Raw genomic sequence first — 26,172 nt, 5'->3', positions numbered from 1 at the left:
TCCTTAGCGGATGCGCTGTCCATGAGTGTCAAAGAGACGCGCCTTGACCGGATCGAACCCCAAATACACCTCGACGCCCTGTTCCGGCGCCTCGGTATCGCGGAGTTCGACGACGATCGGCTCGCCGTCCCTGGTGGTGCAATACAGGTAGCCGTTGGTACCCAGATATTCCGCGTAGTCGACGCGAACGGCAAAGGTGGCCGCACTTGCGGGTGTAACGAACAGATGTTCGGGCCGGATACCCAAGCGGACCGTATTGCCTTCCTGCTGCGCGCCGGAAACGGGAACGGCGACTTCTGCGCCCTGGCAGATGATTGTTCCCCCGGCTTTTACGCTGCCGGGCAGGAAGTTCATACGTGGCGAGCCGATGAAGCCGGCGACGAACTCGTTGTCCGGATCTTCGTAGACCTGTTTTGGACTACCGACCTGTTCGATGCGTCCATCGCGTAGCACGACGATCCTGTCAGCAAGCGTCATGGCCTCTGTCTGGTCATGCGTCACGTAGATCATCGTATTGCCGAGCCGCTGGTGCAGCTTTGCGATTTCGATGCGCATGCTGACGCGCAGCTCGGCATCGAGGTTGGACAGTGGCTCGTCGAAGAGAAAGACCTTGGGCTTGCGTACGATGGCGCGGCCGATTGCCACGCGTTGGCGCTGACCGCCAGAAAGCTGACGCGGGCGGCGGTCAAGCAACTTGGTGATCTGCAGCACCTCGGCGGCCGCTTCCACCTGACGCTCGATCTCGTCCTTAGGTGTGCCTGTGACTTTAAGACCATAGGCCAGGTTCTGTCTTACGCTCATATGGGGATAGAGCGCGTATGACTGGAATACCATCGCAATGCCGCGCTTGGCCGGTTCTGCATCGGTGACGTCGGCCCCGTCGATGATGATCGTGCCTTCCGAAACATCTTCCAGCCCGGCGATCGTGCGCAACAACGTGGACTTACCGCAGCCCGAGGGGCCGACAAACACGATGAAATTGCCACCCTCAATTTCGAGGTCGAGGCCGTGGATGACTTCCAGGCTGCCGAACCGCTTGCGGATGGACTTGAGAGAAATTCCGGCACGGGTGCCGTTGGAGACGGTGTTCTGGGACATACGTTTATCCTATTGCGTCGCTGGCGATAAGCGCGCCGCTTACTTGAGACCGGTGGTGGCAATTCCTTTGACCAAATATTTCTGGCCGAAAAGGAAAGCGAAGAAGACAGGAACCAGAGACACAATCGACATTGCGAACATCGGTCCGAAGGATGATGATCCGGTTGCGTCAATGAAACCGCGCAGCGCCACAGGAACTGTGCGAACCTCGTTTTTTGTCAGGTAGATCAGGGCGCTGAAGAAATCATTCCAGGAGCCAATGAAAGTGAAAACGGCAGTCGCCGCGAGTGCCGGCATCATCAACGGCAGGATGATCTGGAAGAAAATCCGGAAGTGATTGGCACCATCGATGCGGGCAGCTTCATCAAGTTCCCGGGGAATGCCGCGGATGAACTGCACCATCAGGAAGATGTAGAAGGCGTCGGTCGCAAGGAACTTTGGCAGGATGATCGGCCAGAATGTGTTCACCATGCCCATCTGAGCGAACATGATATACTGCGGCACTATGATCACGTGGATCGGGATCATGATGGTCACAAGCATGATCCCGAACATGATTCGCTTCGCAAAGAACTCCATGCGCGCAAAGGCATATGCCGCCAATGCACAGGAGAACAGATTGCCAATCACGCAGCCGATAGTGACGATTGCGGAATTGACGAGGTAAGTGCCGAACGGGCTCTGCAGCGCCGTCCACCCGTTGACGTAATTGCTGATGTCGAAAGACAGCGGCCAAATGCTCGGGTTACGGAAGATTTCGTCGCTCGGACGCAGTGAGCTGACCAATAGCCAGAGCAGCGGATAGATCATCACGACGCTTGCCGCGATCATGACACCGTGTCGGCGGAACGAAACGTACCAAGGTAAATTGTGAGTCCGGGCCACAGTAGTTACAGTTGGATCAGTCATCGTAGAACACCCAATAGCGAGCCGCGAAGAAGTTGATGGCCGTAAAGGCGCCAATGATGAAGACGAGCCCCCAAGCCAGCGCCGATGCGTAGCCCATGTCGAGCTGCGCAAACCCCTTCTGATAAAGATAGAGCGTATAGAACATGGTGGAATCCACCGGTCCGCCGTCGCCCCCCGAAACAATGAACGCTTGGGTGAAGGACTGGAAGCTGCCGATGATCTGCAGCACGAGATTGAAGAAGATGATCGGTGTCAGCATAGGTAGAGTGATCGTGAAGAACTGCTGCCGCTTGGACGCCCCGTCGACCCTGGCCGCCTCATAATAAAGAGACGGAATCTGACGCAGACCTGCCAGGAAAATCAGCATCGGCGCGCCGAAAGTCCAGACATTGAGCAGAATGATCGTGCCGAGGGCAGTGTCGGGGTTCGAGATCCAGCCCATTCCCTGAATTCCGACCATCCCCAGCACCTGGTTGACCAATCCCTGAGTGCCGAACAGCTGACGCCACAGAATGGCAATGGCGACGGACGAACCAAGCAAAGACGGGAGGTAGAAGATCGACCGGTAGAGGGCCAGTCCACGCATGCCACGATCGAGGGCGACGGCGACCATCAGGGCGAAAAGCAGCTGTAGCGGCACCGAGACCAGAACATAGGTGAATGTCACGCGGAGCGAATTGAAAAGCCGCGGATCCGAGAACATGCGCAAGTAATTGTCAAAGCCGATAAAGCGCGGAGGCTGAATCAGATTGTACTTGCTGAAGGAAATGTAAAGCGAAGCGATCATGGGCCCGAGGGTCAGGACGACAAGGCCGATTAGCCAAGGCAGCAGAAAAGCATAGGCAACCAGCGTGTTGCCCTTGCCGCGACGGCTTTGGCTACCCAGGGAGCGCAGTTCGTTAAGGGCACTCATTAGCGTTACCAATATTAGGGGTGACCGCGCCGATGCACGGTGGGAAGCCCGGACACGAGGGGCCGGGCCAGGATTTTTACTGAACGATATTGTTCTTGAGTTCGCCGATCATCTGATTGGCAGCATCTTCGGCGGAAAGGCGGCCGAAGAGGTACTGAGCGGTGTAACGGCGGAAGATATCGCGGAACGTGCCGTAACCGGCAGGGGGAAGTGGAGCAGAAACGGCTTCTGTGCTCAACGTGCCGATGAAGTTGGCGGCAACCGCATCGTTGGGGGAAAGATTATTGGCAATCGCGTCGCGGACATCGCTGTTTGGCGGCGTTCCGCGCACGATCAGCAGGGTCTTGCCAGCGTCCACGTCGTTGACGATGAAGTCGAGTAGCGCCTGGGCTTCAGCGGGATGGGCTGAGCGCGACGAGACCGACCAATACTGCGCTACGCCGATCGACATCTGATGGGTGCCGGCTTTGCCGGTCATGCTCGGCAGACGCAGGAGTATCAGATCTTTGCCCGATGCCTTGGCAAGAGCGGTAAATTGTGCTGAAGCCCAGAAACCCATTGCCGCGGTATTGGTCGCAGAAGGTGTCTGCTCGACCTGGAGTGCGATGACTTCCGACGAGGTTTCAGCGCCGTAAGAGCCGCCTTCCTTGATGATTTTCTTGGTTAGTTCAAGGTAGGGGATGACATCTTCAGGCTCGATGAGGATATTACCCTGAGCATCATACACCTGGGAGCCATTCTGCCGAAGATAGGCTTCGAACGAGGTAAGATCGATTCCAAGAGCCTGGGTGCCAACGACACCCGGCGCACTGCCTTCCGAGATGGCCTTGGACGTGGCCGCAAAGTCATCCCACGTCCAGGTCGCATCGTCCGGAAGTGGTACATTGGCGGCATTGAAGAGGCTCTTGTTGGCAACGATTGCCGTTGCAGACAGGCCTGAGGCTACGGCCACTTGCTTGCCGTCGATATTGGCGGCCCGCGTGGTGGCGGCATCCAGCTTTTCCAGATCGACCGCATCGAGATTGAGCAGCGCGCCGCCAGATGCAAGCTGCGACACATATTCGATCGGCAACTGGATCACGTCGGGTGCATCATTTGCCGCGATCTGGGTGGAAACCTTGTCCATATATCCGTCGAATGGCAAGGCTTCGGCCTGAACATCGATATCTGGGTGGCGTGCTTCGAACTGCTCGATCGCCTTAAGCGTCGCACTCGTGCGGCCCTCCGATCCCCACCAGACCAAGCGCAGCGTCACCTTGTCCTGCGCGAACGCTGCTGATGCGAGCAGGGGGACGCTGGCCACTACAGCCAGCAATAAACCCTTCACAAGTTTAGACATCATTCTCCTCCTGAAGCAAATTTCGGTTCTTCTCCGAACGACTGTCGTGGTGATCGAAAGCGCCATCGATCATGCAATTGACCGAATCCTCGAAATTGGTCTCCCCTTCCCGAGCGATGGCGGCATAGACCTGGCATGATGCCTGTAGCCTTCTAAGGCCGGGATCAGGCTCGTTGACGCAGAATGGATTGGGGTTGTCCGAGAGAGCATAAACGGTGCGGAAACCAAGGTCCCGCATATCAAGTCCGCCGTTCACAGGGCGCGCGACATCGTCCCGATCGTAGAAATTGCGAGTGTCTCTCGACGACTTGGGCGGAAAGACCGCGTACATCGTATCAGGCCGGACAGGCGCATTGAGGCGAATGGATACATCAGCCGTTGGAAGGAATCCCATGACACCGTGCCCGCGCGCGCCTTCAACAATATTGCGCGTACGCTCAATGTTCTCGAACTGGATGAAACTCCAGCTCTTCTCGTTCGAGATGGCGCTGAAGTGCACAATTTCGTCGACGCTATCCACGGTGTTGGCATTGACGAGATCTATTTCCACAACATCATGCGGATCGCGTGCAAGGCGAACATCGGTGGCGATAACACGACGGCCAGCAGCCAGCATATGTGCATGCAGGTGCATCGCTGAAACGGCGCTTGCGCCCGTCAGTAGTATCATCGTCATCTGCACCGCCTCCCGCCGGTGGCCTATGAATGGCAACTGCCAGCACCCCTGTCAATAATAAATATTACTACTTTTAAATAAATCGTATTCCTTGTCAATTTTGAGGATCCATGGCTATTTTCTGTATTACTCCTTTAACGGCGTCCGTTTGACTTCCCCCTTCCGTAAGCGTCAATCTTCGGAATCGCCTGTCCCGATGATTGACGCCGGCGCTGAATATTGCGGAGGTGGCCGTTGAATGTTTTTCAGCGACTTCCAAACTCACGGATCACATCGTCGAATTCCTCGGAGCAACCATGCCTTGCTTCGGTGGGCCGGACGTTTGCAAATTCTACGTCACTAGTCTGGATTAGGGGCTGCCTGGTATGGAAAAGGACGGAATCTTCAGTTTCGGGTTCGCTGTCGCGGGACTTGCGCCCCATATTTGCGGAAGGACCTCGACAAAGTGACAGAGCGCCATGCGCTGCCTTGGCTGTCGCATGTCACGCATGAAACGCTTCAGTTGGTTGTTGTAACTGCATGCCCTAAGAAGTATGAACCATTTGAAATTTGAGAGGTGTCAAATTCCATGAACCCGCCCGTACCGGCCCGCCTTACTGATCAGGTGAAGGCCGGAATCGTGAAGATGATAGAAGAGCAGGGTCTTGCTGCCGACGCTAAGTTGCCGACTGCCGAACAGCTTTGCACAATGTTCAGCGTTAGCCGCACGGTAGTCCGGGAAGCGGTCGCCAGCTTGACCGCAGAAGGGTTGCTCTGGTCTCGCCGTGGCAGCGGCGTGTTTGTAAGATTGGCCGAACGGCCGCGGATCAACTCACTTTGCATGCAGGAGCCTCAGGACGCAGGCGCCGTTCTTGAAATGATGGAACTGCGAATGAGTGTGGAAACCGAAGCTGCGGCCCTCGCGGCCGAGCGGCGAACAGAAACACACCTCCTGCGTATGGAGTCCGCGTTGAGGTCCGCTGGAAATGATCCACTCACAGTGTCCGGCGGCAGCAATACGGATCGCATTTTCCACCGGGAGATCGCCATCGCCACCGGAAATAGCCGATTCCTCATGTTTCTCGACGACCTTGGTTACCTGCTCATTCCGCGCCATGTGCTAGATACGTCGGTCGAGAGCGAAGACGACCGCCGTAAATTTTTGGCTGAAGTCCATGCGGAGCACTATGGAATCTATGAGGCTATCACATCGCGAAATTCTCTCGAGGCGCGAGCGGCCATGAGAACGCATCTTGAGAAGGGCCGCAAACGCTACCGCGAATGGACCCTCTTGCAAAACATGGGCATTTCAAACTCAGTCCTCTAGTGGTGAGACAAGAAGATGTAGGTTGGATCGGTTCATTGTTTAATGGGACTAAATTCTGCCGGCACAGGTTGGACACACCGTCGACAACGTCAGGATTGGCAAAGTCGGCGCGACTAGCGAAATTTCCGAGGAACCATAATACGCTTTTGTCCGTTGTTTTACCAATCGAGCAATGCGGCTCTAAAAGGAGAACGATAATGGGTAGCACCATGGACAAGATAAAAGGCAAGGTCAACGAAGTTGCTGGCGAAGCTCGTCAGGCAATAGGCGATGCGACCGACAACCGCGAGATGGAAGCCAAGGGTGCGGCCCAGGAAGCCAAGGGGCATGCACAGCAGGCCAAGGGCGAGGCAAAAGAAAAAGTCAAAGACGTCATCGACCGGGCATAACGGTCAAGACCCCAAAAGGCTCCGAACTTAGTTCGGGGCTTTTTTCGATTCAGGGGACGAATTCGAAGAGCCTTAAAGACTGAAATGGCTAGTTTTCCAGATGAGGCATTTCGACAGGCGACACCACATACATGCTACCGTGATCGTCATCCGTCCAAATCAAATAGACCGACATACAATGTCTCGTGGGGACGAAGCCGAAATGCGGTTTGACGAGAAAGTGCCCCTTTGAGCCGATGCTCCGGCCAGCTTCGATAGCAGCTGCACAAAACTCTTCGAGTTTGACAAGTTTTGCAAGGTGGGTTTGTCGAAGCTCTTGATCTTGTTCCAACGCATAGATGTTGGCGAGTTTGCTGCGGTAGTCCTCGCATCGGACAAGGTTGTTCCACGCTATTTCAACGTTTTCGAGTTGATAAGCATACAGGTTTTTTACTTTCATGATGATTTACGTTGAATCCTAAAACTGCGATATCATCGTCTTGTCGTCAGCTTGAGTAGCGCATCGTTGAGCCAACTCTGAAGACATCGTTCACCTCCAAATTTTGGCTCCGGATTCTCCAACAGACATGACTCGACCGTCCGCCGCTCTCCGTCCGTGCGAAGCGAATGGCCGACGCTTTGTCGATAAATATGCCCCCCACAAGCCCTAGCGTGTCACAGACAAGCCAGCGTCCGTTTTTATTGCAGCCGATGGTGAACCGACTTCGTGGTGATGGGTCAGGTTCGTTTTGCCGTTCCATTTGTCTTTTCCTTTGCGCAGAAATCGCTCTCTGCTTTTGATGATAAAAGGACAGGTCGTTTTCCGTTACTGAATGCTGCCCATGATAAGCGACACCGCAAGGATCAGCCCGCCGACGACTGCCACCAGACGAACGAACATCGTTAACTCGGTCACCGCTGGCGCACGTTTGAGGGGCACTTTGTCTCCCTCTGCCTGGTCTGAGACAACTCTCCGCCGTAGTTCTGACTGCAGCCTGTAGTAAAATCCCAATCGTTCATGCATTTGCGAGATGTCCTGATGCAGGAGGTATTTTTCAAGATCGTGGCGTTGATGGCAGGGAAGGTATCGGCGTAAGAAACCTTCAGAATGACGCACCATGGGCCTTTGAAGTGCGTGCTGTCCTTGCTTCCAAGATCAAATGCGATTGAGGAACCTTGACGGGTGCCGACCGCAGTGGCTTCAGCGCTCTCATAATGGCATCGGCTGTAGCGTCGCTGATGTTCGTCATTGGCAGGCGCACTGAATCATCGATACCGCGTAGACAAGACAATGCGTGCTTGACCGATGCAGGAGGGCTTTCCAACGACAGCGCTCCTGCCAATACATGCAGTTGTTGATGTGCCTGATGTGCCTGGTACAAATCACCCATCCTTATTGCTCGATGCATCAACGACACCGTTGCAGGACAAAGATTGGCCACAGCAGACATCGATCCATTTGAGACTGCCAGCATGTCCTCGACTGCCAGATCATCGCCAGACAGATAGACGAAATCTCCAAATTGGGCGTTGCGCCCGCTAATGCAGGTGTCATCAACAAGACCGATGACACCCTGAATCTGCAAAAGTCTTGCCATGGTGCACATGGCGATTTCGACAGCGGCGTGGCGGGGATCGTTGTGGATGAAAACGGGGAGCTGGACGCTCCTCGTCACCTCTTGAAAATGGTGAATGATGCCGTTTTGGCTTGGCCGGCTGTAATACGGCTGAACCACGAGTATGGCGTCAGCACCGAGTTTCTCGGCTTCGACCGACCTCTCAATTGTTGTGGCCGTGCTGTTGGTGCCTGTCGCGGCTATAACCGGAATTCGGCCTCTTGTCAGGTGAACGCAGCGACTGATCAAACTCCGGCGCTCTTCAGTTTTGAGGGTTGGTCCCTCCGCTATCAAAGTGTTCAGCACCAGGCCGCTCATCCCCTGATCAATCTGCCACTCCACTAGATGATCGAATGCAGCATAATCGACACCACCCCCGCGGAACGGCGTAATCAGGGCGGTCATCGGGCCTGAAAAACGATGATGTGCGTGCAAAGTTCTCTGCATTTCAGACTTCCTTGACGGTATTGATAATGGTCTTCATTTCAATTCTCCGCAGGCGCTTCAGGATGGCGAAGAGTGCGATAAAAACGGCCCCCTCCAAATCTGCATGTCGGCCGACTGCCTTCCAGGAAGCCGCGTCATTTGCAAAAGAGGCCGAGCACATCCAGCCGTCACCTGTTCTCCGCATGGTTTCGAGGCAAACAGACGGACGCAGCGCCGACACGGCGAAAAGCAAAGCATCAAGAAGTGCGTTTGCCTGGAGAAGTGCTCCAAAGCGTCTTCCTGATGTATTGTTTGTCGAACAGAGCTGCGGAAAAGCCTGCTTTGCCAAAACCCAGACGTGGTCTTCACGCAATCTCGTGCCATTCTGGAGACGTTGGCAAAGGTCGGTGATGTTTAAGATATTTGACTGCATTGAAACCGCTACACTGTAAACGGTCTACGTTTTAGTCCTGATCGGAATAGGAATTCGATTGGGTAAATGAGACTGAAAAATAAAGAAATAATAAGTACAAGCCCTGTGGACTTCATCTGCCCTCTGAATCTCGACCCAATCAAATAGTTTGGCACGTAGATGGCCACCGCATTTTCCGAACACTACGCTATTCCTGTGTGGGCGCGGCGAGAAGCATCCTACGCCGTCCTCGGAGACGCAACGCATTTCAAAATATTTAGCGCCGTCAAACCGGCGGCAGTGTCGATGTCCTGTGCATGTGTCTACGAAACGATGCGGATCTGCATGCGCTGTTTGCGGATGGCGCCCTGTTGCGTGCACTCGGTAGGGATAAAATCATCATCAACCATGCAACTGGTGATCCGATCGAATCCGAAGCCTCTGACTACCTGAACGAGTTACCAGCTTCGTATCACGCTAAATAACGCCATATCGATCACCGTAGCCCTTGCTGTTTTCATTTGGCTTGATGACAGACATCGAGAAGTTTCAGCGCAGCTTTGCTCGCATGGCGCTCTTTGTGCCTCAGGAGGCGAAACTCGCGCGCCGATACTACGAAATTGACCTCGCACAGCTTGCCGCTCTCCAGATATGGCTGTGCTGCAAGCCGCGAGACGGCAGCCGCACAGGACCCCGCCAGCAAGGCACATAGAATGGCTTCATTTGAAGGGAGGACCAGTGCGATATCAAGCATGCCGGTTTTGATATCAAGGCTATTCAAGGTTTCCTCAAAGGCGGATCGAGTACCAGACCCGATCTCGCGCATAACCCATCTGCCTTCCTTTACATCTTCGGCTTCGAGGGCTCTCTTTCCCACCCACGGATGAGAGGGAGCAACAACGACCACCAGTTCGTCATGGGCTACGATGGAGGCTGCAAGCGCAGGTTCGTCGAGCTCTCCTTCAACCAAGCCTAGATCGGCCTCGCCGCTGATGACCGCATCCGCAACGGTGCGTGTATTTCCTATGGTCAACCTCAACTCTATGCCGGGGAAGTTGTTATGAAACTCCATCAGGCGCGGTGGCAGCCAGTAGCTGGCGATTGTCTGGCTGGCAAAGACACTGAGAGAGCCGCGCTGCATGCCCCCAAGCTCACTGAGAACCAGTTCCACGGATCGCGACCGCGCCAGAAGCATACGGGCTTCATCGAGGAATATACGCCCTGGATGGGTGAGTTCAATGCGCCGGCCAATCCGGTGAAATAGTTCTACGCCATAGTGGTGTTCGAGATTGCGTATTGCCGCACTGACGGCAGACGGCGTCAAGTGGATCGCGGCGGCAGCCTTTGTCAGATGCTCTCGTTCCGCGACGGCGACAAAAATTGCAAGTTGTTCGAAAGTCATAGGAAATCATTCTGTTTTTCCGAATGAAACGTAGAAGATTATTCGATGGAAGTAAATTTGATTAGCTGAAAAATCTGTTTCGTAAGATTAGCAGAAACAGGTCTTTTATGAATTTCTCCAGAATCCGCCAGATATCTCCCGGCCTTGCCATCTGCGTCGCGGTCGCAGGCGCGGCCTATGGTTTGGAACGCATCCAGCATGCCTTGCTTGGTGCTGGCTTCCTGGAGGCGTTAGTCTTTGCGATTATTATCGGTATCGTGACGCGCATCGTCTTTTGCGACCGACAGGCTTGGCGGCCGGGTATCAATTTCAGCTCCAAGACACTTCTGGAGATTGCCATCGTTCTGCTCGGAGCGTCGATCAGTTTCGCCACCATAATGAGTGTTGGTCTGACGCTGATCATTGCTGTAGCAGCGATCGTTACACTGTCGATTTATGTGAGCTTTGCGGTAGCTCGGTTTCTTGGCCTGTCTCCTCGGCTCGCAATGCTCATTGCCTGCGGAAACTCAATCTGCGGCAATTCGGCAATCGTTGCCGTTGCACCGGTCATCAAAGCGAATTCCGACGAGGTTGCCTCCGCGCTGGCTTTCACCGCAGTTCTGGGTGTCGCTGCTGTTCTTCTTCTGCCGCTTCTTTACGTCTATGCGGGCTTAGGCGCAGCGCAATATGGTGCGCTTACTGGACTGACTGTCTACGCCGTTCCGCAAGTTTTGGCTGCTGCAGCGCCCGCCGGTCTGGTCTCCGTCCAGACCGGAACGGTCATCAAGCTCCTTCGTGTTCTTATGCTTGGGCCGGTAATATTCACTCTGGGGATTTTTGAGGGAAGGGCTGCCCAGCGCGAAGGCCGAAAGACATCTTTCAGTAATCTTGTTCCCTGGTTTATTATAGGCTTCATGATCGTCGTGGTCGCACGGTCTTTTGGTCTTTTCCCGCCCGACGTCGTGAAGATGCTGCTGAAGATTTCCAGCGGACTAACCATTGTCGCCATGGCCGGGCTTGGGCTCTCTGTCGATATCCGTACTGTGGCGAGCGCGGGCGGGCGTGTTATTCTGGCATCCTCGATTTCGCTGCTTCTGCTCGTGACCGTCAGCTATTTTGTGGTGATTTCCGCGCTTCAAGGGTAGTCGCTTCCGCCTTTAAACTTACTCGGCTGCGTCGGATTGAAGATGCCGCAATCCAGGCGCGTGCGTCTGGGACATTAATCGCTCTGCTTACTCGCGGTCTCTACTGCCGGAACACTTTACAGTGTGCGCAGTGGATGGGTTTAAAATGCAGGAGAATATGATCGTTAATGCATATTTCGCCTGTAATCCGACCGATATATGCGAAAGCAGTTTGGGCGTTTCCAGCAACTGAGAGTGGTCACGCACAAATCTACGCCAGTGCAGCCATAGAACCAGGCAAGTGTCAAAGCGTGAGCAGGATTGGGGCACAAATGCGAACGAGAGCCTGACCGCGCTCACCGTCGTAACTTATCTACAAGCAGACCGAATATATTACTCGGTCTGCTGGGGTCGCGACTTCAAGACGCGACCGCGAACCGCCCAAAGCCACCGCGCGCAAAGCACAAGGGCTCACCGTCGCGGTGGGCTGCACGCAGGACGCGACCGAGGATAATCGAGTGATCACCTCCATCATAGATCGACGCGCGTTCGCATTCAAACCGACTGAGTGTGCCCGGAATGATAGGAACGCCTTCCGGGTTCGCGTCCCAAATAAACTCCTCGAAGCCAAGACCGCCCCGAGTGAAGCGACCGCTGAGCGCACCCTGATCGGCACTCAGAACATGGATGGCGAAATGGGTCGCGCCAGCGAAAAAATCATGGCGAGATGATGTTTTGGCCGGTGACCACAATATCAAAGGCGGGTCGAGCGAGACGGAAGAAAAGCTGTTGACCGTCATTCCGATTGGCCCGCCAGGCGTCTGGGCGGTCACGACCGTAACACCTGTTGGAAAGTTCCCAAGCGCAGTACGAAAGCTGCGCGTGTTTTCCGCATCTGGAACAAACATGTGTTCATCGTAGTGTTGCATGCCGTTCATGGATGTCATCATGGCACCTCTTGACCAATTGCAAGCGAGTAAAGTTCGAACCACATTTGCCGATCCATGACGACCTGGCTTGCCTGCGAGATCGCGGATATGCGCTGGAGATTGTTGGTTCCGAGCACGGGAAGTAGCTTCGCCGGATGCTTGAGCAGCCAGGCAACGGCAACAGCGGCGCTGTCCACACCCTGAGCCTCCGCGATATTGGCCATCTTGTCGGAAAGAGCACTACCTGCGGTCATCAGCGACCCTCCGCCAAGAGGCGACCAGGCCATGACGGGAAGGTTGCGCTCTTGTAAATAGGCCAGATCACCATTGGTAAAAGGAGATGTTGCCGCAAGGCTGAGCTCGATCTGGTTGGTGACCAGTTCGTTTTCCATATGCGTTTGCAGCAAAGAAAAATCCCAAGGCCGGAAATTCGAAACACCAACGCTACGGACTTTTCCTGACGCGACCAGTTCATCGAGTGCAGCACCCGTTTCATCCGGATCCATCATCGGGTCAGGTCGGTGAATGAGCAGCAGGTCGATATGTTCGACCGCCATGTTACGCAAGGACGCATCGACGGACGCATTGATATGTTCCGCCGTCGTGTCATAATGTTTGACGCGCGCGGCTGAATGTCGGCCCGCAGGTGCGACAATGCCGCATTTTGTTACGATTTCGATCTTGTCTCGAAGTGAAGGTGCAGCCTTCAATGCATTGCCGAGGATCGCTTCTGCGGTGTAACCACCGTAGATATCAGCCTGATCCATGGTAGTAATGCCCTGCGCCAGACATGCCTCTATCTTGGCTTGTACATGCCGCGATGAGGTGTCGGCGTCATCTCCGATGCGCCACATGCCATAGACGAGGCGGCTCAGCGACAGGTCGGGTGTGATTTCGATGCGATCCATTAGTGGCGCTCTCCGTTTCCAAGGGGCGTTGCAGGTGTTGACGCAGGCACACGCCCGTGAACATGCGGCAGAGAACACGTCTTAAGCTGTGGCAAAACCTTGGTTCCGAAATGCTCGGCTTCGTCCAGATGCGGGTAGCCGGAGAGGATGAAGGCCCGAATGCCCATCTTCCGATAGTCCTCAAGTGCACTCAGGACCTGATCGGTCGATCCGACGAGAGCGGCACCGCATCCCGAACGGGCACGTCCAATACCTGTCCAGAGGTTTGGCTCGATATAGCCAAACTTGTCCGCCAATTCGCGGGCGCGTGCCTGATGCGCGACGCCAAGCGAGATGCTGTCGTGAGCGCGACTGCGAATAAGTTGACCGAATTCGTCATCGAGTTTCGAGACGAGATGCTCGGCATATTCCTGCGCTTCTTTTTCCGTATCGCGGACGATCATGTGAACACGAAGACCGTAATCGAGTGTTCTGCCATGGGCTTGCGCGCGGGCATGAACGGCACGCATCCGCTCGGCGAGCTGTTCTCTCGCCTCTGGCCACATGAGGTAGACATCGCATTGCGCACCACAAAGCTCCAGAGCATCCGGTGAATAGCCGCCGAAATAGAGCAAAGGTCCGCCATTTTGCTGGTAAGGGCGCGCTGGTTCGGTCGAAACACCTTTGAACTGATAGATTTCACCGTCGTGATCGATCGTGTCGCGTGTCCACGCCTGGCGCAAAATTTCCACGACCTCGTGGCTGCGCCGATAACGATAGGCACTGTCTGCGACTTCGCCGGGAAAGTCGGAGCTGATGACGTTCAGCGTCAAGCGACCTTTGAGCATGTGATCAAGCGTGGCCACGGTACGGGCCAGCATGATGGGTTGCATCTCACCACAGCGAATAGCGGCCAGAAAATTGATCTTGTCGGTGATCGGCGCACAACCAGCGACGAAGCTCAGCGTATCCTGTCCCACTTGATAAGAGGACGGGCATAGAACGTTGCGAAAGCCGAGTTCTTCTGCTTTTTTGACGATTGAGGAGCAGTGGTCCCAGCTCGAACGAAGAGAGCCCTCTGGAACCCCAAGATAGGTATAGTCGTCTGAGCAGAGTGCTGAAAACCACGACACTTCACTCGCATCAAGATCACCAGACGTTACAGGAACAATGGTCATTAAAATCCTCCTCAGGACCGTTGCTCATTTAACTAGCATCCGATATTAAGTAAATCAATAATGTATCAATTTTTTCTGCAGAGGGCTGAAAGGCGTTGAAAATGCGAAGTTCTAAGGGAAGTTTGCCAGTGTATCTCCAGATTGCCGAAACCCTCGTGCGAGACATAACGGCTGGCCGGCTGATTGATGGAGAGAAACTTCCCCCGGAGCGCGATATGGCAAATGAGCTGGGGATCGCAGTTGGAACGCTGCGAAAGACACTTGCCGAGCTTCACAATCGTGGTTTGCTGGAACGCATTCAGGGTTCCGGCAATTACATCCGCGCAGTCACTGACCCTCAGAGCGTGTACGCCATGTTCCGGCTGGAGTTGATTAGCGGAGGCGGCTTTCCGACAGCGGAGGTTTTGAGCATCAGTCGCGAAGTCAAGCCAGAAGAACTGCCTCCATTCGGCACCTCAAAGGAGGGGCACCGTATTCGCCGGCTGAGGCGTATCGCGGGCAAGGCCGCTGCGATTGAAGAGATATGGCTGGACGGATCATACACTAACGAAATCGAAGTTGGGGACTTGTCCGAATCTCTCTATCTCTATTACCGGACGCGATTGGGGCTATGGATCGCAAAGGCAGAAGACCATATCGATTTGGGTCATGTCCCGGACTGGTCACCCGATACCTTCAATCCCAAATGTGGTGAACCCATCCCGCATGTTTTACGCATCAGTTATTCACATGAGGGAGGGACGGCAGAGATTTCTCACACCTGGTATGACCCTAGCGTGGCCCGATATGTTAACCGGCTTAGATAGCGTTCACCAGCGAAATCCTTTTTGATCTGGATCATATTGGACAATATGTGATTTAAAAAATATCCGGAATTGTTATTATAAATCAACGAGAATTTTTAAATTTCAGGGAAAATAAATAAAATTGATACACCATTGATTTCCATAAATCCTTGCGTATTCTTTTGCTTAGAGGAGCCCGGAGCAGCACAGCCGAGGGTTGGGAGATAAGAATGGCATCAGTTAAGCTTAACAAGCTGGACAAAAGTTACGGGTCTCTTCGGATCGTGAAGGGCATTGATCTGGAGATAGCAGACGGTGAGTTTGTAGTCTTGGTCGGTCCCTCGGGTTGCGGCAAATCGACGACATTGCGAATGGTGGCCGGACTGGAATCGATCACCGGCGGTGAGGTAAGTATCGGGGATCGTGTCGTTAATCGTCTTGCGCCGCGTGAGCGAGATATCGCCATGGTGTTTCAGGACTACGCACTCTATCCCCATAAGACGGTGCGGGAAAATATGGGCTTCAGCCTGAAGGTGCGCGGCATTGCAGCGGGTGAGTCTGCGGCGCGCGTGGATGAAGCTGCCAACATGCTCGGCATTTCTCATCTGCTGGATCGTCGTCCGGGACAATTGTCTGGCGGTCAGCGTCAGCGTGTTGCCATGGGTCGCGCCATCGTGCGGCGACCGCAGGTTTTTCTGTTCGATGAACCTTTGTCTAACCTTGATGCCAAATTGCGTGGTCAAGTTCGTACCGAAATCAAAAAACTTCACCAGCAGCTCGGCACGACGATCATTTACGTGACGCACGATCAGGTCGAGGCCATGACGCTGGCTGATCGTATTGTCATTCTAAGAGGTGGCGATATCGAGCAGGTTGGCACGCCTGACGAGGTTTATAACCGCCCCAACAGTGTTTTCGTGGGTGGTTTCGTTGGTTCGCCAGCGATGAATTTTGCCCGTGCCAAGGTCCAGTCCGGTTGCCTCCACTTTACCAGTGGCGACAGGCTTTCCCTGGATGTCATGCGCGCCGGTCGCGAGCCTCTTCAGGATGGGCGTGAGGTGATTGTCGGCATTCGCCCAGAACATTTCGGCCCGGTGTCGGACCCGGCGATGGCGCTTTCCGTAAAGGTGCAAGTGGTCGAGCCGCTGGGTTCCGATACGCTTGTGCATTTCGGTGTTGGCGGCGACATGCTGACAGCCCGTATGTCGCCAGAAACCCGCCCTAATGTGGGTGCGGAGTTTAGAATAGGGGTCGATCCCGCAAAAATTCATCTTTTCGATGCCGCAAGCGAACGTGTCATCGATTGACGAACGTGAGGCAGGCTTTGCCTGCTCACCAGAGCTCCATGCACGAAGGGAGGCACGGTGCTTTGCGCAGAAACATTCAATGGGAGGATAGGATGAATATCAGATTTATGGCGGGCGCATTCGCCACCGCAAGCATGCTCGCTTTTTCGGTTCCGGCTTTTGCCGATACCCAGCTCAAGGTTTTCGTGTCCAGCCAGCATCAGCCTGCTGTCTGGCGCAAGGTGTTCGACAAGTATGAGACGGCCAATCCGGGCGTTAAAGTTGCCATTGAAACCGGCGGCAACACCTCCGAAGCACAGGCGCAATATCTCAACACCGTCATGTCGGCCAAGGATACCAATCTTGATATTCTGATGCTGGACGTCATTCGCCCGGCGCAATATGCCGCTGCTGGCTGGACATCCGCATTTACCGGCAAGGATATGTCCGTCTATCTGCCTGCCTATAATGAAGCCAACACGGTGGATGGCAAAGTAGTGGCGCTACCGGCTTTCGCCGATGCCATGTTCCTGTATTACCGCAAGGATTTGCTGGATAAATACGGTATTGCGGCCCCCAAGACATGGGAAGAACTGGCGGCTGCGACGAAGAAGATCGCCGAAGGCGAAAAGAACCCTAATCTTCAGGGTCTTTCGTTTCAGGGCAAAGCCATCGAAGGTGCCGTCTGCACGTTTCTTCTGCCTTACTGGAGCCAGGGAAAAAGCCTTGTCAAAAACGGCAAGCTCACTTTCGACCACGACGCTGCCGTTAAATCTCTGAAACTGTGGAAGGGATTTGTTGACGAGGGCGTGGCCAAAAAGAACATTGCCGAAGTCGCGACCGATGATACCCGCAAGGAGTTTCAGGCGGGCAGCGCGGTCTTCGCGGTCAACTGGTCCTATGCCTGGACGCATTTCCAGAACGCGGAATCGGCTGTTGCCGGTAAAGTGGGCGTAGCACGTCTGCCAGCACTTGGCGGCGGCGAACAGGCAAGCTGCCTTGGCGGCTGGGAATTTGGCGTTTCCGCCTATTCCACGCATCAGGATGAAAGCAAGAAGCTGGTGGAATACCTCTCCAGCGAAGACGTATCGGTGTTCATGGCAGTCAATGGTTCGCTTTTGCCCACCTATGCCGGTGCCTATTCAAATCCAGATGTTCTAAAGGCTGCGCCATGGTTTGCGGATGCCTTGCAGGTTGTCGAGACAGCCAAGTCGCGTCCCGTTACGCCACGCTATAACGAGGTCAGCGAAGTCATTCGCACCACGGTCAATGCGGTTCTAGCCGGTGTTTCGACACCTGAAGATGGCGCAACACAGATCGAGGCCCGGCTGAAGCGCATCCTGCGCTAAGCAAGAACGCCGTTTATAAACGGACTTCACAAAACCGGAAGGGCAGGCCGTTGATGCCGCGCCCTTCCGCTTCGCAAGCCTGATCTATCGGGAGTAGCACCGGTGACGAATTCCTCCATCCTCAACGCACCTCAACGCGCCGACCGAGCCCCGCCAGCGTGGACGCGATGGCTGGATCTCGGCGACCGTTCGCTGGCCGTGGTGCTGCTGGCTCCGGCAGCCATTCTTCTGGCGCTCATCATCGTTTATCCGGTGGCGCGGCTTGGCTACACCAGTTTGTTTAGCCTGTCGCTGACTTCGGGTCTGCCAGCGGAATTCGTCGGACTGGAAAATTATCGGCTGATGATCGACGATCCCGTGTTTTGGGATGCGACGTGGAACACGGTGCTGATCACGCTGATCACCGTTCCGGGCGCACTTTTTGTCGGTCTTGCACTGGCGTTGCTGGCAAACCTTCCTTTTGGTGTGCAGTGGCCCGTCCGCCTTTCGCTGCTTATTCCATGGGCCTTGCCACTGTCCTTCGCCGGGTTGATTTTCGCGTGGTTTTTCCATTCTGAATATGGAGTGGTCAATGATGTGCTCAACCGGCTCGGTTTCGAGGGCATCATCTGGTTCAATTCTCCGGGCTGGGCGTTTGCGGCCATTTGCGTGACGATCATTTGGAAAACATCGTCCTTCATGGCCCTGATTATCTTAGCGGGACTTCAGACCATCCCGCGTTCCCTGTACGAAGCCGCAGATGTTGATGGTGCAGGCCGCATCAGGCAGTTTTTTGAAATCACGCTGCCGTTGCTTAAACCCGCAATCGTCGTGGCGCTGATTTTCCGCACCATTACGGCACTTCAGACCTTCGACATTCCCTACATGATGACCGGCGGCGGGCCGGGGACATCCACCACCACGCTTGCCATTTACATCCACCAGAACACCGTGTCCTTCCTTGATCTCGGTTATGGTTCCGCCCTTGCGATGGTGATGTTCGTCATGTCGATGTGCGTGACGGCGGTCTATCTGCGTGCCATCAGGACCAAGGAATAAGATGATGTCTCAAGTTACTTCTTCCGGCCTCTCGTCCTTTTTGTCTGGACGTCCCCTGCGTTTGATCGCCGCTGCCGCCCTCATCATCAACGGTATGTTTCCAGCACTGTGGATTCTCTTCACCTCGCTGAAGACCGAGGCGGAGTTGACCGCCAAGCCGATTACCTGGGTGCCGCATGTGCCAACCCTTGCCAACTATATGCAGGCCTTTTCAGACCAGCCGCTGCATCTCTTCCTTTTCAACAGCTTCATGGTGGCAATTCTGTCCACCTGCCTAACGCTGCTGGTCTCGGTCCTGGCCGCTTATGCATTGGCGCGGCTCGATCTGCGCTATCGCGGCCTCATTTTATCGACCATCATTGCGGTGTCCACATTCCCACTGGTGACGCTTCTGGTGCCGCTGTTTGAAATCATGCGCACCTTGAACCTGCTCAATACTTGGATTGCGTTGGTGCTGCCTTACACGGTGCTGTCTCTGCCCGTTTGTACGCTGATGCTCGTGTCGTTTTTCGAAGGTATTCCCCGCGACATCGAAAACGCCGCCATGATCGATGGCTGCACCCGCATCGGCGCTCTCTTCAGGGTTGTGGTGCCGCTGTGCGCGCCCGGCGTATTTACCGCGGGCATTCTTGCTTTCGTGAATGCCTGGGATGAGTTCCTGTTGGCGCTATCCTTCAACTCCAATCCGTCGTTGCGCACATTGCCCGTTGGTATCCAGCTTTATCAAGGCGAGTTTGCCTTCCCCTGGCCGGTCATTTCGGCAGCTCTTGTGGTGGGTATCGTTCCCGTCGCTGTGTTGATTGTCATATTCCAGGAGCGTGTCGTCTCCGGTCTCACAACCGGAGGGATCAAAGGATGAGCGAAGCGAACAGGCGCGAACTTCTTTGTCGATGCGGGCCTATCCAGAACGGATGATACAAAATTGAAAGACATGACGTTGAAACTCCAAAAGACAGACACCGGCTTCACGCTTTCCATCAATGGCCGGACGATCATCGATCACAGTCTTGCATCGCCCGCTATCTTTGTTGGCCATGGCCAAGAGCGGATGGACATGTATCGCGGCAACTTCGATATTGAAGACTACGTCATCGAACGGCGCTCACTTGCTTATGCGCAGGTCACAGATAACAGGGTGTCGCTGTCAGATGCGCCCGGCCAACCGGTCCGCATTGTGCTGACCGTGGATAAGGGCAATATTGGTTTTGAGGCACTAGACGCATCGCTCAACCGGCTATGGGTTCGTGTCGTCGCTGATCGGGACGAGCATGTTTGGGGTGGCGGAGAGCAGATGTCGTATTTCGACATGCGCGGTCGCCGTTTTCCACTGTGGACGTCAGAGCCCGGCGTCGGGCGCGACCCCACTAGCGAAATCACCTTCAAATCCAATATCAAAGACCGTGCGGGCGGCGATTATTTCAACACCAATTACCCGCAGCCGACCTATGTGTCCTCGGCGCTCTATGCGTTGCATGTGGAAACATCAGCTTATTCCGTCTTCGATTTCCGCCACGCGGGCTTCCACGAGATCGAGATTTGGGCCATCCCGGAACGGATCGAGCTGTTTGCGGCCTCAACGTTCATTGAACTGGTCGAAACACTCTCGGAACGTTTCGGACGCCAGCCACCGCTGCCTGATTGGATCTACAACGGTGCGATTATCGGCTTGAAGGATGGCGAGAATTCCTTCCAGCGCCTTCAGGTCATGCGTGATGCGGGTGTCAAGGTTTCCGCCCTCTGGTGCGAGGATTGGGTCGGGCTGCGGCAGACCTCATTCGGTTCCCGGCTGTTTTGGGATTGGCAAGCCAACGAAAAACGTTACCCGGGCCTGCGACAGAAAATTGCCGAACTGAACGATGATGGCATAAGGTTCATGGGCTACGTGAACCCCTATCTCTGCGTGGATGGCCCATCGTTTAAAGTCGCAGAAGCCTTAGGTTATTTTGCCACAGATGGTGCGGGCAACACCGCGCTTGTGGATTTCGGTGAGTTCGATTGCGGCGTTGTGGATTTCACCAACCCTGCTGCGGCCGAATGGTTTGCTGAGGATATTGTCGGCAAGAATATGCTGGACTTTGGCCTTTCCGGCTGGATGGCGGATTTTGGTGAATATTTGCCCATCAATGTACATCTTTCAAACGGCATCGATGCCAAGCTGATGCACAATCAGTGGCCAACATTGTGGGCCGAGGTGAATGCCAAGGCGGTTGCCAGTCGTGGCCAAACCGGCGAAGCGCTATTCTTCATGCGTGCGGGCTTCACCGGCGTTCAAAAACATTGCCCGCTTTTATGGGGCGGCGACCAGTCGGTCGATTTTTCCCGGCATGATGGGCTTGTGACAGTCATCTGCGGTGCACTGTCTTCCGGCTTGCTCGGCAATGCCTATCATCATTCCGATATCGGCGGATACACCAGCCTCTTCGGCAATGTCCGCACACCGGAACTCTTGATGCGCTGGGCAGAGATGGCGGCGTTCACGCCTGTGATGCGCAGCCATGAGGGAAACCGTCCGCGTGACAACGTCCAGATCGATCAGGACCCGCAAGTGCTGTCGCATTTTGCCCGTATGACGCGGGTTTACCGGCACCTTGCTCCCTATCTGAAGTCTCTTTCGCAGGAAGCGGTTTCACACGGTTTGCCCGTGCAACGACCGTTGTTCCTACACCATCAGGACGACCGAGACACTTACGCAATTCAGGACAGCTATCTTTACGGTGCAGATATGCTGGTCGCGCCTATTTGGCAGGCAGGGCAGACTGATCGTGTCGTTTATCTGCCTCGGGGGGAACGGTGGGTTCACGCCTGGACAGGAGAGACTTTTGTGGGAGGTCAAAACGTGACAATCCCAGCACCTTTGGGACGTCCACCCGTTTTCTATCGCGAGGGCTGCATAAATGAATCCCTGCTTGCGGGGCTGAGACGTTTCTAGCGATATCCAAGCGTTATTGCGTTCCTGAAGCGTTATTACTACCGATACACATGCCATTTTCGTTTCAAAGGCATACGGGTCGTTTTAAAGGCGACTAAGCATAACGAGATGGCGGATTTCTATCGGCCTTAGCAAAAGCCGCCCAATCTGGCCAAGCAAGGGCTTTAAATGGGGCATATTCATATGAGTATCGAGATCAGACTGGCTACGCCAGTTTTCGTAGAAGACAAAGACGCAGGAATCCTCTGAATCCACATGAAAGTCGTAGTTGATGCAACCAGGCTCCGCACGTGTCGGCGCCACTTGGGCCTCCAGTAGATTTTGCAATTCCTCCCGCGTTTCGGGTCTAGCGATCACTGTGCCGATAATCGTGACCGGAGGCATGGCTCAGTTCCGCTTCTGTGACAGGGCAACGGCGAGGATGATGATGCCACCGCGTGCGATGAGCTGCTGGGAGAATTCCAGTCCCATGAGGATGAGCCCGTTGTTGATCATCCCTATCATCAAAGCTCCGACAATGGTCCCGATGATGGTTCCCCTGCCTCCGAACAGGCTCGTGCCGCCGAGAACGGCTGCTGCGATGACGGAAAGCTCGTCGCCTTCACCCAGCTGAAAGCGGCCGGATTGAAGACGGCCGGCGTACAGCATACCGGCGAAGGCCGCGGCCGTGGATGACATGACGAGAACGCGGAACTTGATCGCCTTCGTATCGATCCCCGAATAACGCGCTGCTGTTTCACCGCCGCCTGTTGCAAGAATCCGGCGGCCGAATCCGGTCCGACGCAGAACCACATGGCCGATGGCACCAAACAGGACCATCCAGAACAGCAGCACCGGAATTTTCGCTAGCGATCCGCCGCCGAACAGCCAGGAATAGCCGGGGCTGAGGATGGGAACGGCGGCCGTGTTAGAAATCCACATCGCCACGCCCTTGGCGATGCCCATCATCGCCAGCGTCGTCAGAAAGGATGGGATACCGACACGCGTTGTCAGCCAGCCATTGAACATGCCAACGACTATACCCGTCGCAAGACCCGCGAACACGCCGGCAACAGGCCCGGCTACCGCAATCGCCATGGCAACAGTAACCGTCGAAAGCCCCGCAACCGCACCGACCGAAAGATCGATCTCTCCGGCCGAAAGAACAAAGGTCATGGCAATCGCCATCACCGCGATCATCGCCGTCTGGCGGACGATATTCAGCAGATTGTTGAGGTTCAAAAAGCCCTTATCGTTGAGGGTCAATGCGAAGATCACGAAGATGACCGCAAAACCGATATAGATGATGTTCTGGCGCCAGTTGGCCCGAAAGCTTTGAACGAGCGTTGGATTTGCGATGGTCATGTCAAACCTTCTGCCCTTGCTTCAGGGCCTCCTGAATTTCGATTTGCAGGCGCTGTTCGGCAGCCTGGAGGCGATGAGCCGTGTCGTGCTCCGGGATCGCCGGATCGTCGAGTGTGTCGCGCGTAAGATCGGTGAACATTTGTCCCTCCGACATCACCACGATGCGGTCGCAGGCCGTCAGGAGCTCACTCAGTTCCGAAGAGATGAAGACGATCGCCTTTCCGGCAGCAGCCAGATCGCGCACCAGCTTGATAATTTCGGACTTCGAGCCGATATCTATGCCCGCTGTCGGCTCGTCCAGAACCAGGATATCGGGATTAGTCGATAGCCATTTGCCAATGACCACCTTCTGCTGGTTACCGCCCGAGAGTGTCGAGACCGCATGGTCGCGGCTCGCGGTCTTCACCGACAGTCTCTTGATCATGTCGTCCGTGACGGACCTGACCTTGTCCGCATCAACGAAACCCGCAGACGAAATGCTATCGAGAACCGCCAGCGTCATGTTGGATGCGACGGAATGGGCGGGAATGATCCCTTGCGTCGCCCGTGCCTCCGGCACCAGCGCCACGCCCGCGGCGATTGCATCGCCGGGCTTATGGATGATCACCCGTTCGCCGTTAATCAGGATCTCGCCAGATTTGGCCGGCTCGATACCGGCGATCACCCGTGCGAGCGCCGAACGGCCGGAGCCGAGCAGGCCCGCAAGGCCAACGACCTCGCCCCTATGGACCGCAAAGGATATGTTGTTTGGCTTGTATCTGCCCGAGACATTGCGAAGCTCGAGCAGGACTTCACCCTTGGTGGCGGTGCCGCGCGCCACATCGGAGAGCCCCTTGGAACGCTTGCCGACAATGTGCTCAATCATCGTGTCGATCGGCAGTGATGACATGGGTGCCGTGATGACATGGGCGCCATCGCGCAGGATCGTGGCCCGGTCACTGATGCGGGCGATCTCGTCCATCCGGTGCGAGACGTAGATGATGGCGACGCCCTTGGCCTTCAGCTTTCGCAGGAAGGTGAACAGGCGATTGACATCGCTGACGGACAGCGCCGTCGAGGGTTCATCGAGCACCAGCACTCGAGCGTCCTGCGAGATCGCCTTGACGATTTCGGTGAGTTGCTTCTGCCCTGCGCCGAGATCGCCGACCAGCGCTTTCGGATCGACTTCGACCTCCAGCATTCCGAACAGTTCGGCGGCACGCCGTTCCGCCGTCCGGTCGTCGATCAGACCCAGACCGCCTCTGGTTTCGCGGGTGAGAAATACGTTCTGCGCCACGGTCAGCGTCGGGATCAGGCTCAACTCTTGAAAGTTCATGGCAATGCCAGCCGCGCGAGCCGCTTCCGGGGTGATGTCCTCCAGCAAGTTGCCACACACCGTGATGGTACCGGAATCCGGCCTGTGAACGCCGTTCAACACTTTGAGGATCGTCGATTTTCCCGCGCCGTTTCCGCCCAGCAGGGCGTGAACTTCGCCCTGCTGGACGTCGAGGCTGACATCGTTCAAAGCCCGCACACCGCCAAAGGATTTGGAAATCCTTTTCATACTAACGGCCAGAGGCGTGCCGTCGGGCAATGGCATGTTGACGATAGCGGCCTTGGTGTTCATCTGCCTACGCGCTCCCACGCTCCGGTTTCTCCTGAGCGGATGAGGGCATCCGCGACCAGTTCCGTCAACAGACCGTCGTTGAAATTCGGCGATGGCTGCTTTCCGGTCTTGATTGCCGTGAAAAAATCGAAGCACTCAACAATCTTGGTCTCGGAGTAACCGATGCCAAGCGCCGGGATCGGCCAGAGACCGTCACCGTAAGGGTGCGCCGGGCCGGTATAGACAGTGCGAAACCCGCGGCTGTCGGCCGGGTCATCTGCAAACATCACCTGCAGTTCATCGCGGCGCTCATAATTGAAGTGGATCGAGCCCTTGGTGCCGTGGATTTCCAGCGTGATGAAATTGTTGCGACCATAGGCGTTGCGTGTCGCCTCGAGGCTGCCGATGGCGCCGTTTTCGAAACGCAGCATGCTGATGACTTCATCGTCCACGTCCACCTCGCCGCGCTCGACGTCGCCGGAGGCTTTTTCCGACGCACCCAGCTTGTCGACGCCGCCCTGCTGCAAGGGGCGGGTCTTGTTGTAGGTGGTGGTGATTGCATTCACGGTTTCGATCGGGCCGACCAGATAATGCGCTAGATCGACCACATGGGTGGCGATATCGCCGACAGTGCCAGAACCGGCAATCTTCTTTTGAAAGCGCCAGGACAGCGGGCCGTCCGGGTCGGCGGACCAATCCTGCAAGTAGGTGCCTCGGAAGTTGAGAATCCTACCGATGCGGCCTTCCTCGATGTATTTCTTGGCTAGCGCCACCGCCGGCGTGCGGCGATAATTGAAGGCAACCATATGGATGACGCCGGCTTTCTTCACGGCGGCGGCCATGGCCCGGGCCTCATCGACCGTGCGGGCGAGCGGCTTTTCGCAAATGATGTGCTTGCCGGCCTCGGCCGCTGCAATGGCGATTTCGGCATGTACATTGTTCGGTGTGCAGATGTCGATCACATCGATATCCGCCCGGGCGACGACCGCGCGCCAGTCGCTGGACGCTTCCTCGAAGCCGTAGCGGTCACGGGCGGTTTCCGCCATCGCATCCGTGACGTCGACGACGACCTTGCGGTGGGGAATAGCAGGCGCAGGCCAGAAGAACATCGGCATGGAAGCATAGGCCATGGCATGCGCCTTGCCCATGAAACCGCCACCGATCATGGCGACGTTCATCACTTTGGTCATCATCTTTCTCCGTCAATGAAAGGTCGGGCCTCGGCCCGGTTCGTTCCGGAAGGCCCATTGGCCTTCAGGGGCGAGCGGCGCAAACGCCGCCCGCAAAACCGTCG

25 protein-coding genes are annotated in these 26,172 nt (G+C 55.5%); 9 read left to right on the top strand and 16 right to left on the bottom strand.

Going from position 1 to position 26,172, the window contains the following annotated elements; all coding sequences use genetic code 11:
• Positions 1-3: 3 nt before the first annotated feature.
• The 5 genes from RMR16_RS20525 to RMR16_RS20505 form a co-directional block, all read right to left on the bottom strand.
• Complete coding sequence (locus tag RMR16_RS20525) at positions 4-1,098, bottom strand: ABC transporter ATP-binding protein (protein WP_320197468.1); 1,095 nt, start codon at positions 1,096-1,098, stop codon at positions 4-6.
• Positions 1,099-1,137: 39 nt separating this feature from the next.
• Positions 1,138-2,007 carry a carbohydrate ABC transporter permease gene (locus RMR16_RS20520; protein WP_413785937.1) on the bottom strand — a complete coding sequence of 290 codons (870 nt, stop codon included), beginning with the start codon at positions 2,005-2,007 and terminating at the stop codon, positions 1,138-1,140.
• On the bottom strand, positions 2,000-2,920 hold the full coding sequence (locus tag RMR16_RS20515; protein WP_320197466.1) for a carbohydrate ABC transporter permease: 921 nt from the start codon (positions 2,918-2,920) through the stop codon (positions 2,000-2,002). The genes RMR16_RS20520 and RMR16_RS20515 overlap by 8 nt, the downstream gene beginning before the upstream one ends.
• A gap of 76 nt (positions 2,921-2,996) precedes the next feature.
• A complete protein-coding gene (locus RMR16_RS20510) occupies positions 2,997-4,259 on the bottom strand; it encodes an ABC transporter substrate-binding protein (protein WP_320197465.1) in 1,263 nt (420 codons plus the stop codon).
• Positions 4,252-4,935: a hypothetical protein gene (locus tag RMR16_RS20505; protein ID WP_320197464.1), complete on the bottom strand. Its 684-nt coding sequence runs from the start codon at positions 4,933-4,935 to the stop codon at positions 4,252-4,254. The genes RMR16_RS20510 and RMR16_RS20505 overlap by 8 nt, the downstream gene beginning before the upstream one ends.
• A 568-nt stretch (positions 4,936-5,503) precedes the next feature.
• Between RMR16_RS20505 and RMR16_RS20500 the strand changes: the two genes are divergently transcribed.
• Together RMR16_RS20500 and RMR16_RS20495 are read left to right on the top strand one after the other, a co-directional pair.
• Positions 5,504-6,241 (top strand): FadR/GntR family transcriptional regulator, encoded by a 738-nt coding sequence (locus tag RMR16_RS20500; RefSeq protein WP_320197463.1) that lies wholly within the window; start codon positions 5,504-5,506, stop codon positions 6,239-6,241.
• A 197-nt stretch (positions 6,242-6,438) separates the two neighbouring features.
• The gene (locus tag RMR16_RS20495; RefSeq protein ID WP_320197462.1) at positions 6,439-6,630 is read left to right on the top strand and encodes a CsbD family protein; all 192 of its coding nucleotides are present in this window, start codon (positions 6,439-6,441) and stop codon (positions 6,628-6,630) included.
• Between the two features lie 88 nt (positions 6,631-6,718).
• On the opposite strand, the gene RMR16_RS20490 is transcribed toward RMR16_RS20495, so the two are convergent.
• From RMR16_RS20490 to RMR16_RS20475, 4 genes are all read right to left on the bottom strand, one after another.
• Positions 6,719-7,069: a hypothetical protein gene (locus tag RMR16_RS20490; RefSeq protein ID WP_320197461.1), complete on the bottom strand. Its 351-nt coding sequence runs from the start codon at positions 7,067-7,069 to the stop codon at positions 6,719-6,721.
• Between the two features lie 643 nt (positions 7,070-7,712).
• On the bottom strand, positions 7,713-8,672 hold the full coding sequence (locus tag RMR16_RS20485) for a dihydrodipicolinate synthase family protein (protein ID WP_432355141.1): 960 nt from the start codon (positions 8,670-8,672) through the stop codon (positions 7,713-7,715).
• Position 8,673: 1 nt separating this feature from the next.
• On the bottom strand, positions 8,674-9,084 hold the full coding sequence (locus RMR16_RS20480) for a hypothetical protein (RefSeq protein ID WP_320197459.1): 411 nt from the start codon (positions 9,082-9,084) through the stop codon (positions 8,674-8,676).
• A gap of 496 nt (positions 9,085-9,580) precedes the next feature.
• The gene (locus RMR16_RS20475) at positions 9,581-10,465 is read right to left on the bottom strand and encodes a LysR family transcriptional regulator (RefSeq protein WP_320197458.1); all 885 of its coding nucleotides are present in this window, start codon (positions 10,463-10,465) and stop codon (positions 9,581-9,583) included.
• Between the two features lie 107 nt (positions 10,466-10,572).
• Here RMR16_RS20475 and RMR16_RS20470 point away from each other — a divergent pair, with 107 nt between their 5' ends.
• Positions 10,573-11,589 (top strand): YeiH family protein, encoded by a 1,017-nt coding sequence (locus RMR16_RS20470; protein ID WP_320197457.1) that lies wholly within the window; start codon positions 10,573-10,575, stop codon positions 11,587-11,589.
• A 398-nt stretch (positions 11,590-11,987) separates the two neighbouring features.
• Here the strand turns inward: RMR16_RS20470 and RMR16_RS20465 are convergent, their stop codons facing one another.
• The 3 genes from RMR16_RS20465 to RMR16_RS20455 are packed head-to-tail and all read right to left on the bottom strand — an operon-like array spanning position 11,988 to position 14,562.
• Positions 11,988-12,518, bottom strand: coding sequence for a flavin reductase family protein (locus RMR16_RS20465; protein WP_413785917.1), 531 nt, complete (start codon positions 12,516-12,518; stop codon positions 11,988-11,990).
• Positions 12,515-13,405: an aldo/keto reductase gene (locus RMR16_RS20460; protein WP_320197456.1), complete on the bottom strand. Its 891-nt coding sequence runs from the start codon at positions 13,403-13,405 to the stop codon at positions 12,515-12,517. Before RMR16_RS20460 ends, RMR16_RS20465 begins: the two co-directional genes overlap by 4 nt.
• Positions 13,405-14,562, bottom strand: coding sequence for an LLM class flavin-dependent oxidoreductase (locus tag RMR16_RS20455; RefSeq protein WP_320197455.1), 1,158 nt, complete (start codon positions 14,560-14,562; stop codon positions 13,405-13,407). Before RMR16_RS20455 ends, RMR16_RS20460 begins: the two co-directional genes overlap by 1 nt.
• Before the next feature lie 101 nt (positions 14,563-14,663).
• Between RMR16_RS20455 and RMR16_RS20450 the strand changes: the two genes are divergently transcribed.
• The 6 genes from RMR16_RS20450 (at position 14,664) to RMR16_RS20425 (ending at position 21,949) form a co-directional block, all read left to right on the top strand.
• Entirely contained in the window at positions 14,664-15,368 is a 705-nt protein-coding gene (locus RMR16_RS20450) for a GntR family transcriptional regulator (RefSeq protein ID WP_320197454.1), read from the top strand.
• Positions 15,369-15,577: 209 nt separating this feature from the next.
• Entirely contained in the window at positions 15,578-16,654 is a 1,077-nt protein-coding gene (locus RMR16_RS20445) for an ABC transporter ATP-binding protein (protein ID WP_320197453.1), read from the top strand.
• Between the two features lie 92 nt (positions 16,655-16,746).
• Positions 16,747-17,982: an ABC transporter substrate-binding protein gene (locus tag RMR16_RS20440; RefSeq protein WP_320197452.1), complete on the top strand. Its 1,236-nt coding sequence runs from the start codon at positions 16,747-16,749 to the stop codon at positions 17,980-17,982.
• A gap of 102 nt (positions 17,983-18,084) precedes the next feature.
• Complete coding sequence (locus RMR16_RS20435; RefSeq protein ID WP_320197451.1) at positions 18,085-19,020, top strand: carbohydrate ABC transporter permease; 936 nt, start codon at positions 18,085-18,087, stop codon at positions 19,018-19,020.
• A 4-nt stretch (positions 19,021-19,024) separates the two neighbouring features.
• Complete coding sequence (locus tag RMR16_RS20430) at positions 19,025-19,879, top strand: carbohydrate ABC transporter permease (protein ID WP_320197450.1); 855 nt, start codon at positions 19,025-19,027, stop codon at positions 19,877-19,879.
• Positions 19,880-19,957: 78 nt separating this feature from the next.
• Positions 19,958-21,949, top strand: a complete 1,992-nt coding sequence (locus tag RMR16_RS20425; RefSeq protein ID WP_413785936.1) for an alpha-glucosidase — start codon at positions 19,958-19,960, stop codon at positions 21,947-21,949.
• A gap of 84 nt (positions 21,950-22,033) precedes the next feature.
• Here the strand turns inward: RMR16_RS20425 and RMR16_RS20420 are convergent, their stop codons facing one another.
• Genes RMR16_RS20420 through RMR16_RS20405 form a run of 4 tightly spaced genes read right to left on the bottom strand, consistent with a single transcriptional unit; the run spans position 22,034 to position 26,068 of the window.
• Entirely contained in the window at positions 22,034-22,333 is a 300-nt protein-coding gene (locus RMR16_RS20420; protein ID WP_320197448.1) for a putative quinol monooxygenase, read from the bottom strand.
• Between the two features lie 3 nt (positions 22,334-22,336).
• Positions 22,337-23,293, bottom strand: coding sequence for an ABC transporter permease (locus RMR16_RS20415; protein WP_320197447.1), 957 nt, complete (start codon positions 23,291-23,293; stop codon positions 22,337-22,339).
• 1 nt (position 23,294) lies between these two features.
• Positions 23,295-24,899: a sugar ABC transporter ATP-binding protein gene (locus RMR16_RS20410; protein WP_320197446.1), complete on the bottom strand. Its 1,605-nt coding sequence runs from the start codon at positions 24,897-24,899 to the stop codon at positions 23,295-23,297.
• Complete coding sequence (locus RMR16_RS20405; RefSeq protein WP_320197445.1) at positions 24,896-26,068, bottom strand: Gfo/Idh/MocA family protein; 1,173 nt, start codon at positions 26,066-26,068, stop codon at positions 24,896-24,898. The genes RMR16_RS20410 and RMR16_RS20405 overlap by 4 nt, the downstream gene beginning before the upstream one ends.
• Positions 26,069-26,172: the final 104 nt, after the last annotated feature.

Origin of the sequence: Agrobacterium sp. rho-13.3 (assembly GCF_033957765.2) — a bacterium.
Classification (GTDB): Bacteria; Pseudomonadota; Alphaproteobacteria; order Rhizobiales; family Rhizobiaceae; genus Agrobacterium.
Note: the sequence above shows the minus strand (reverse complement) of the source record. Positions and strands in the feature narration are given on the sequence as shown.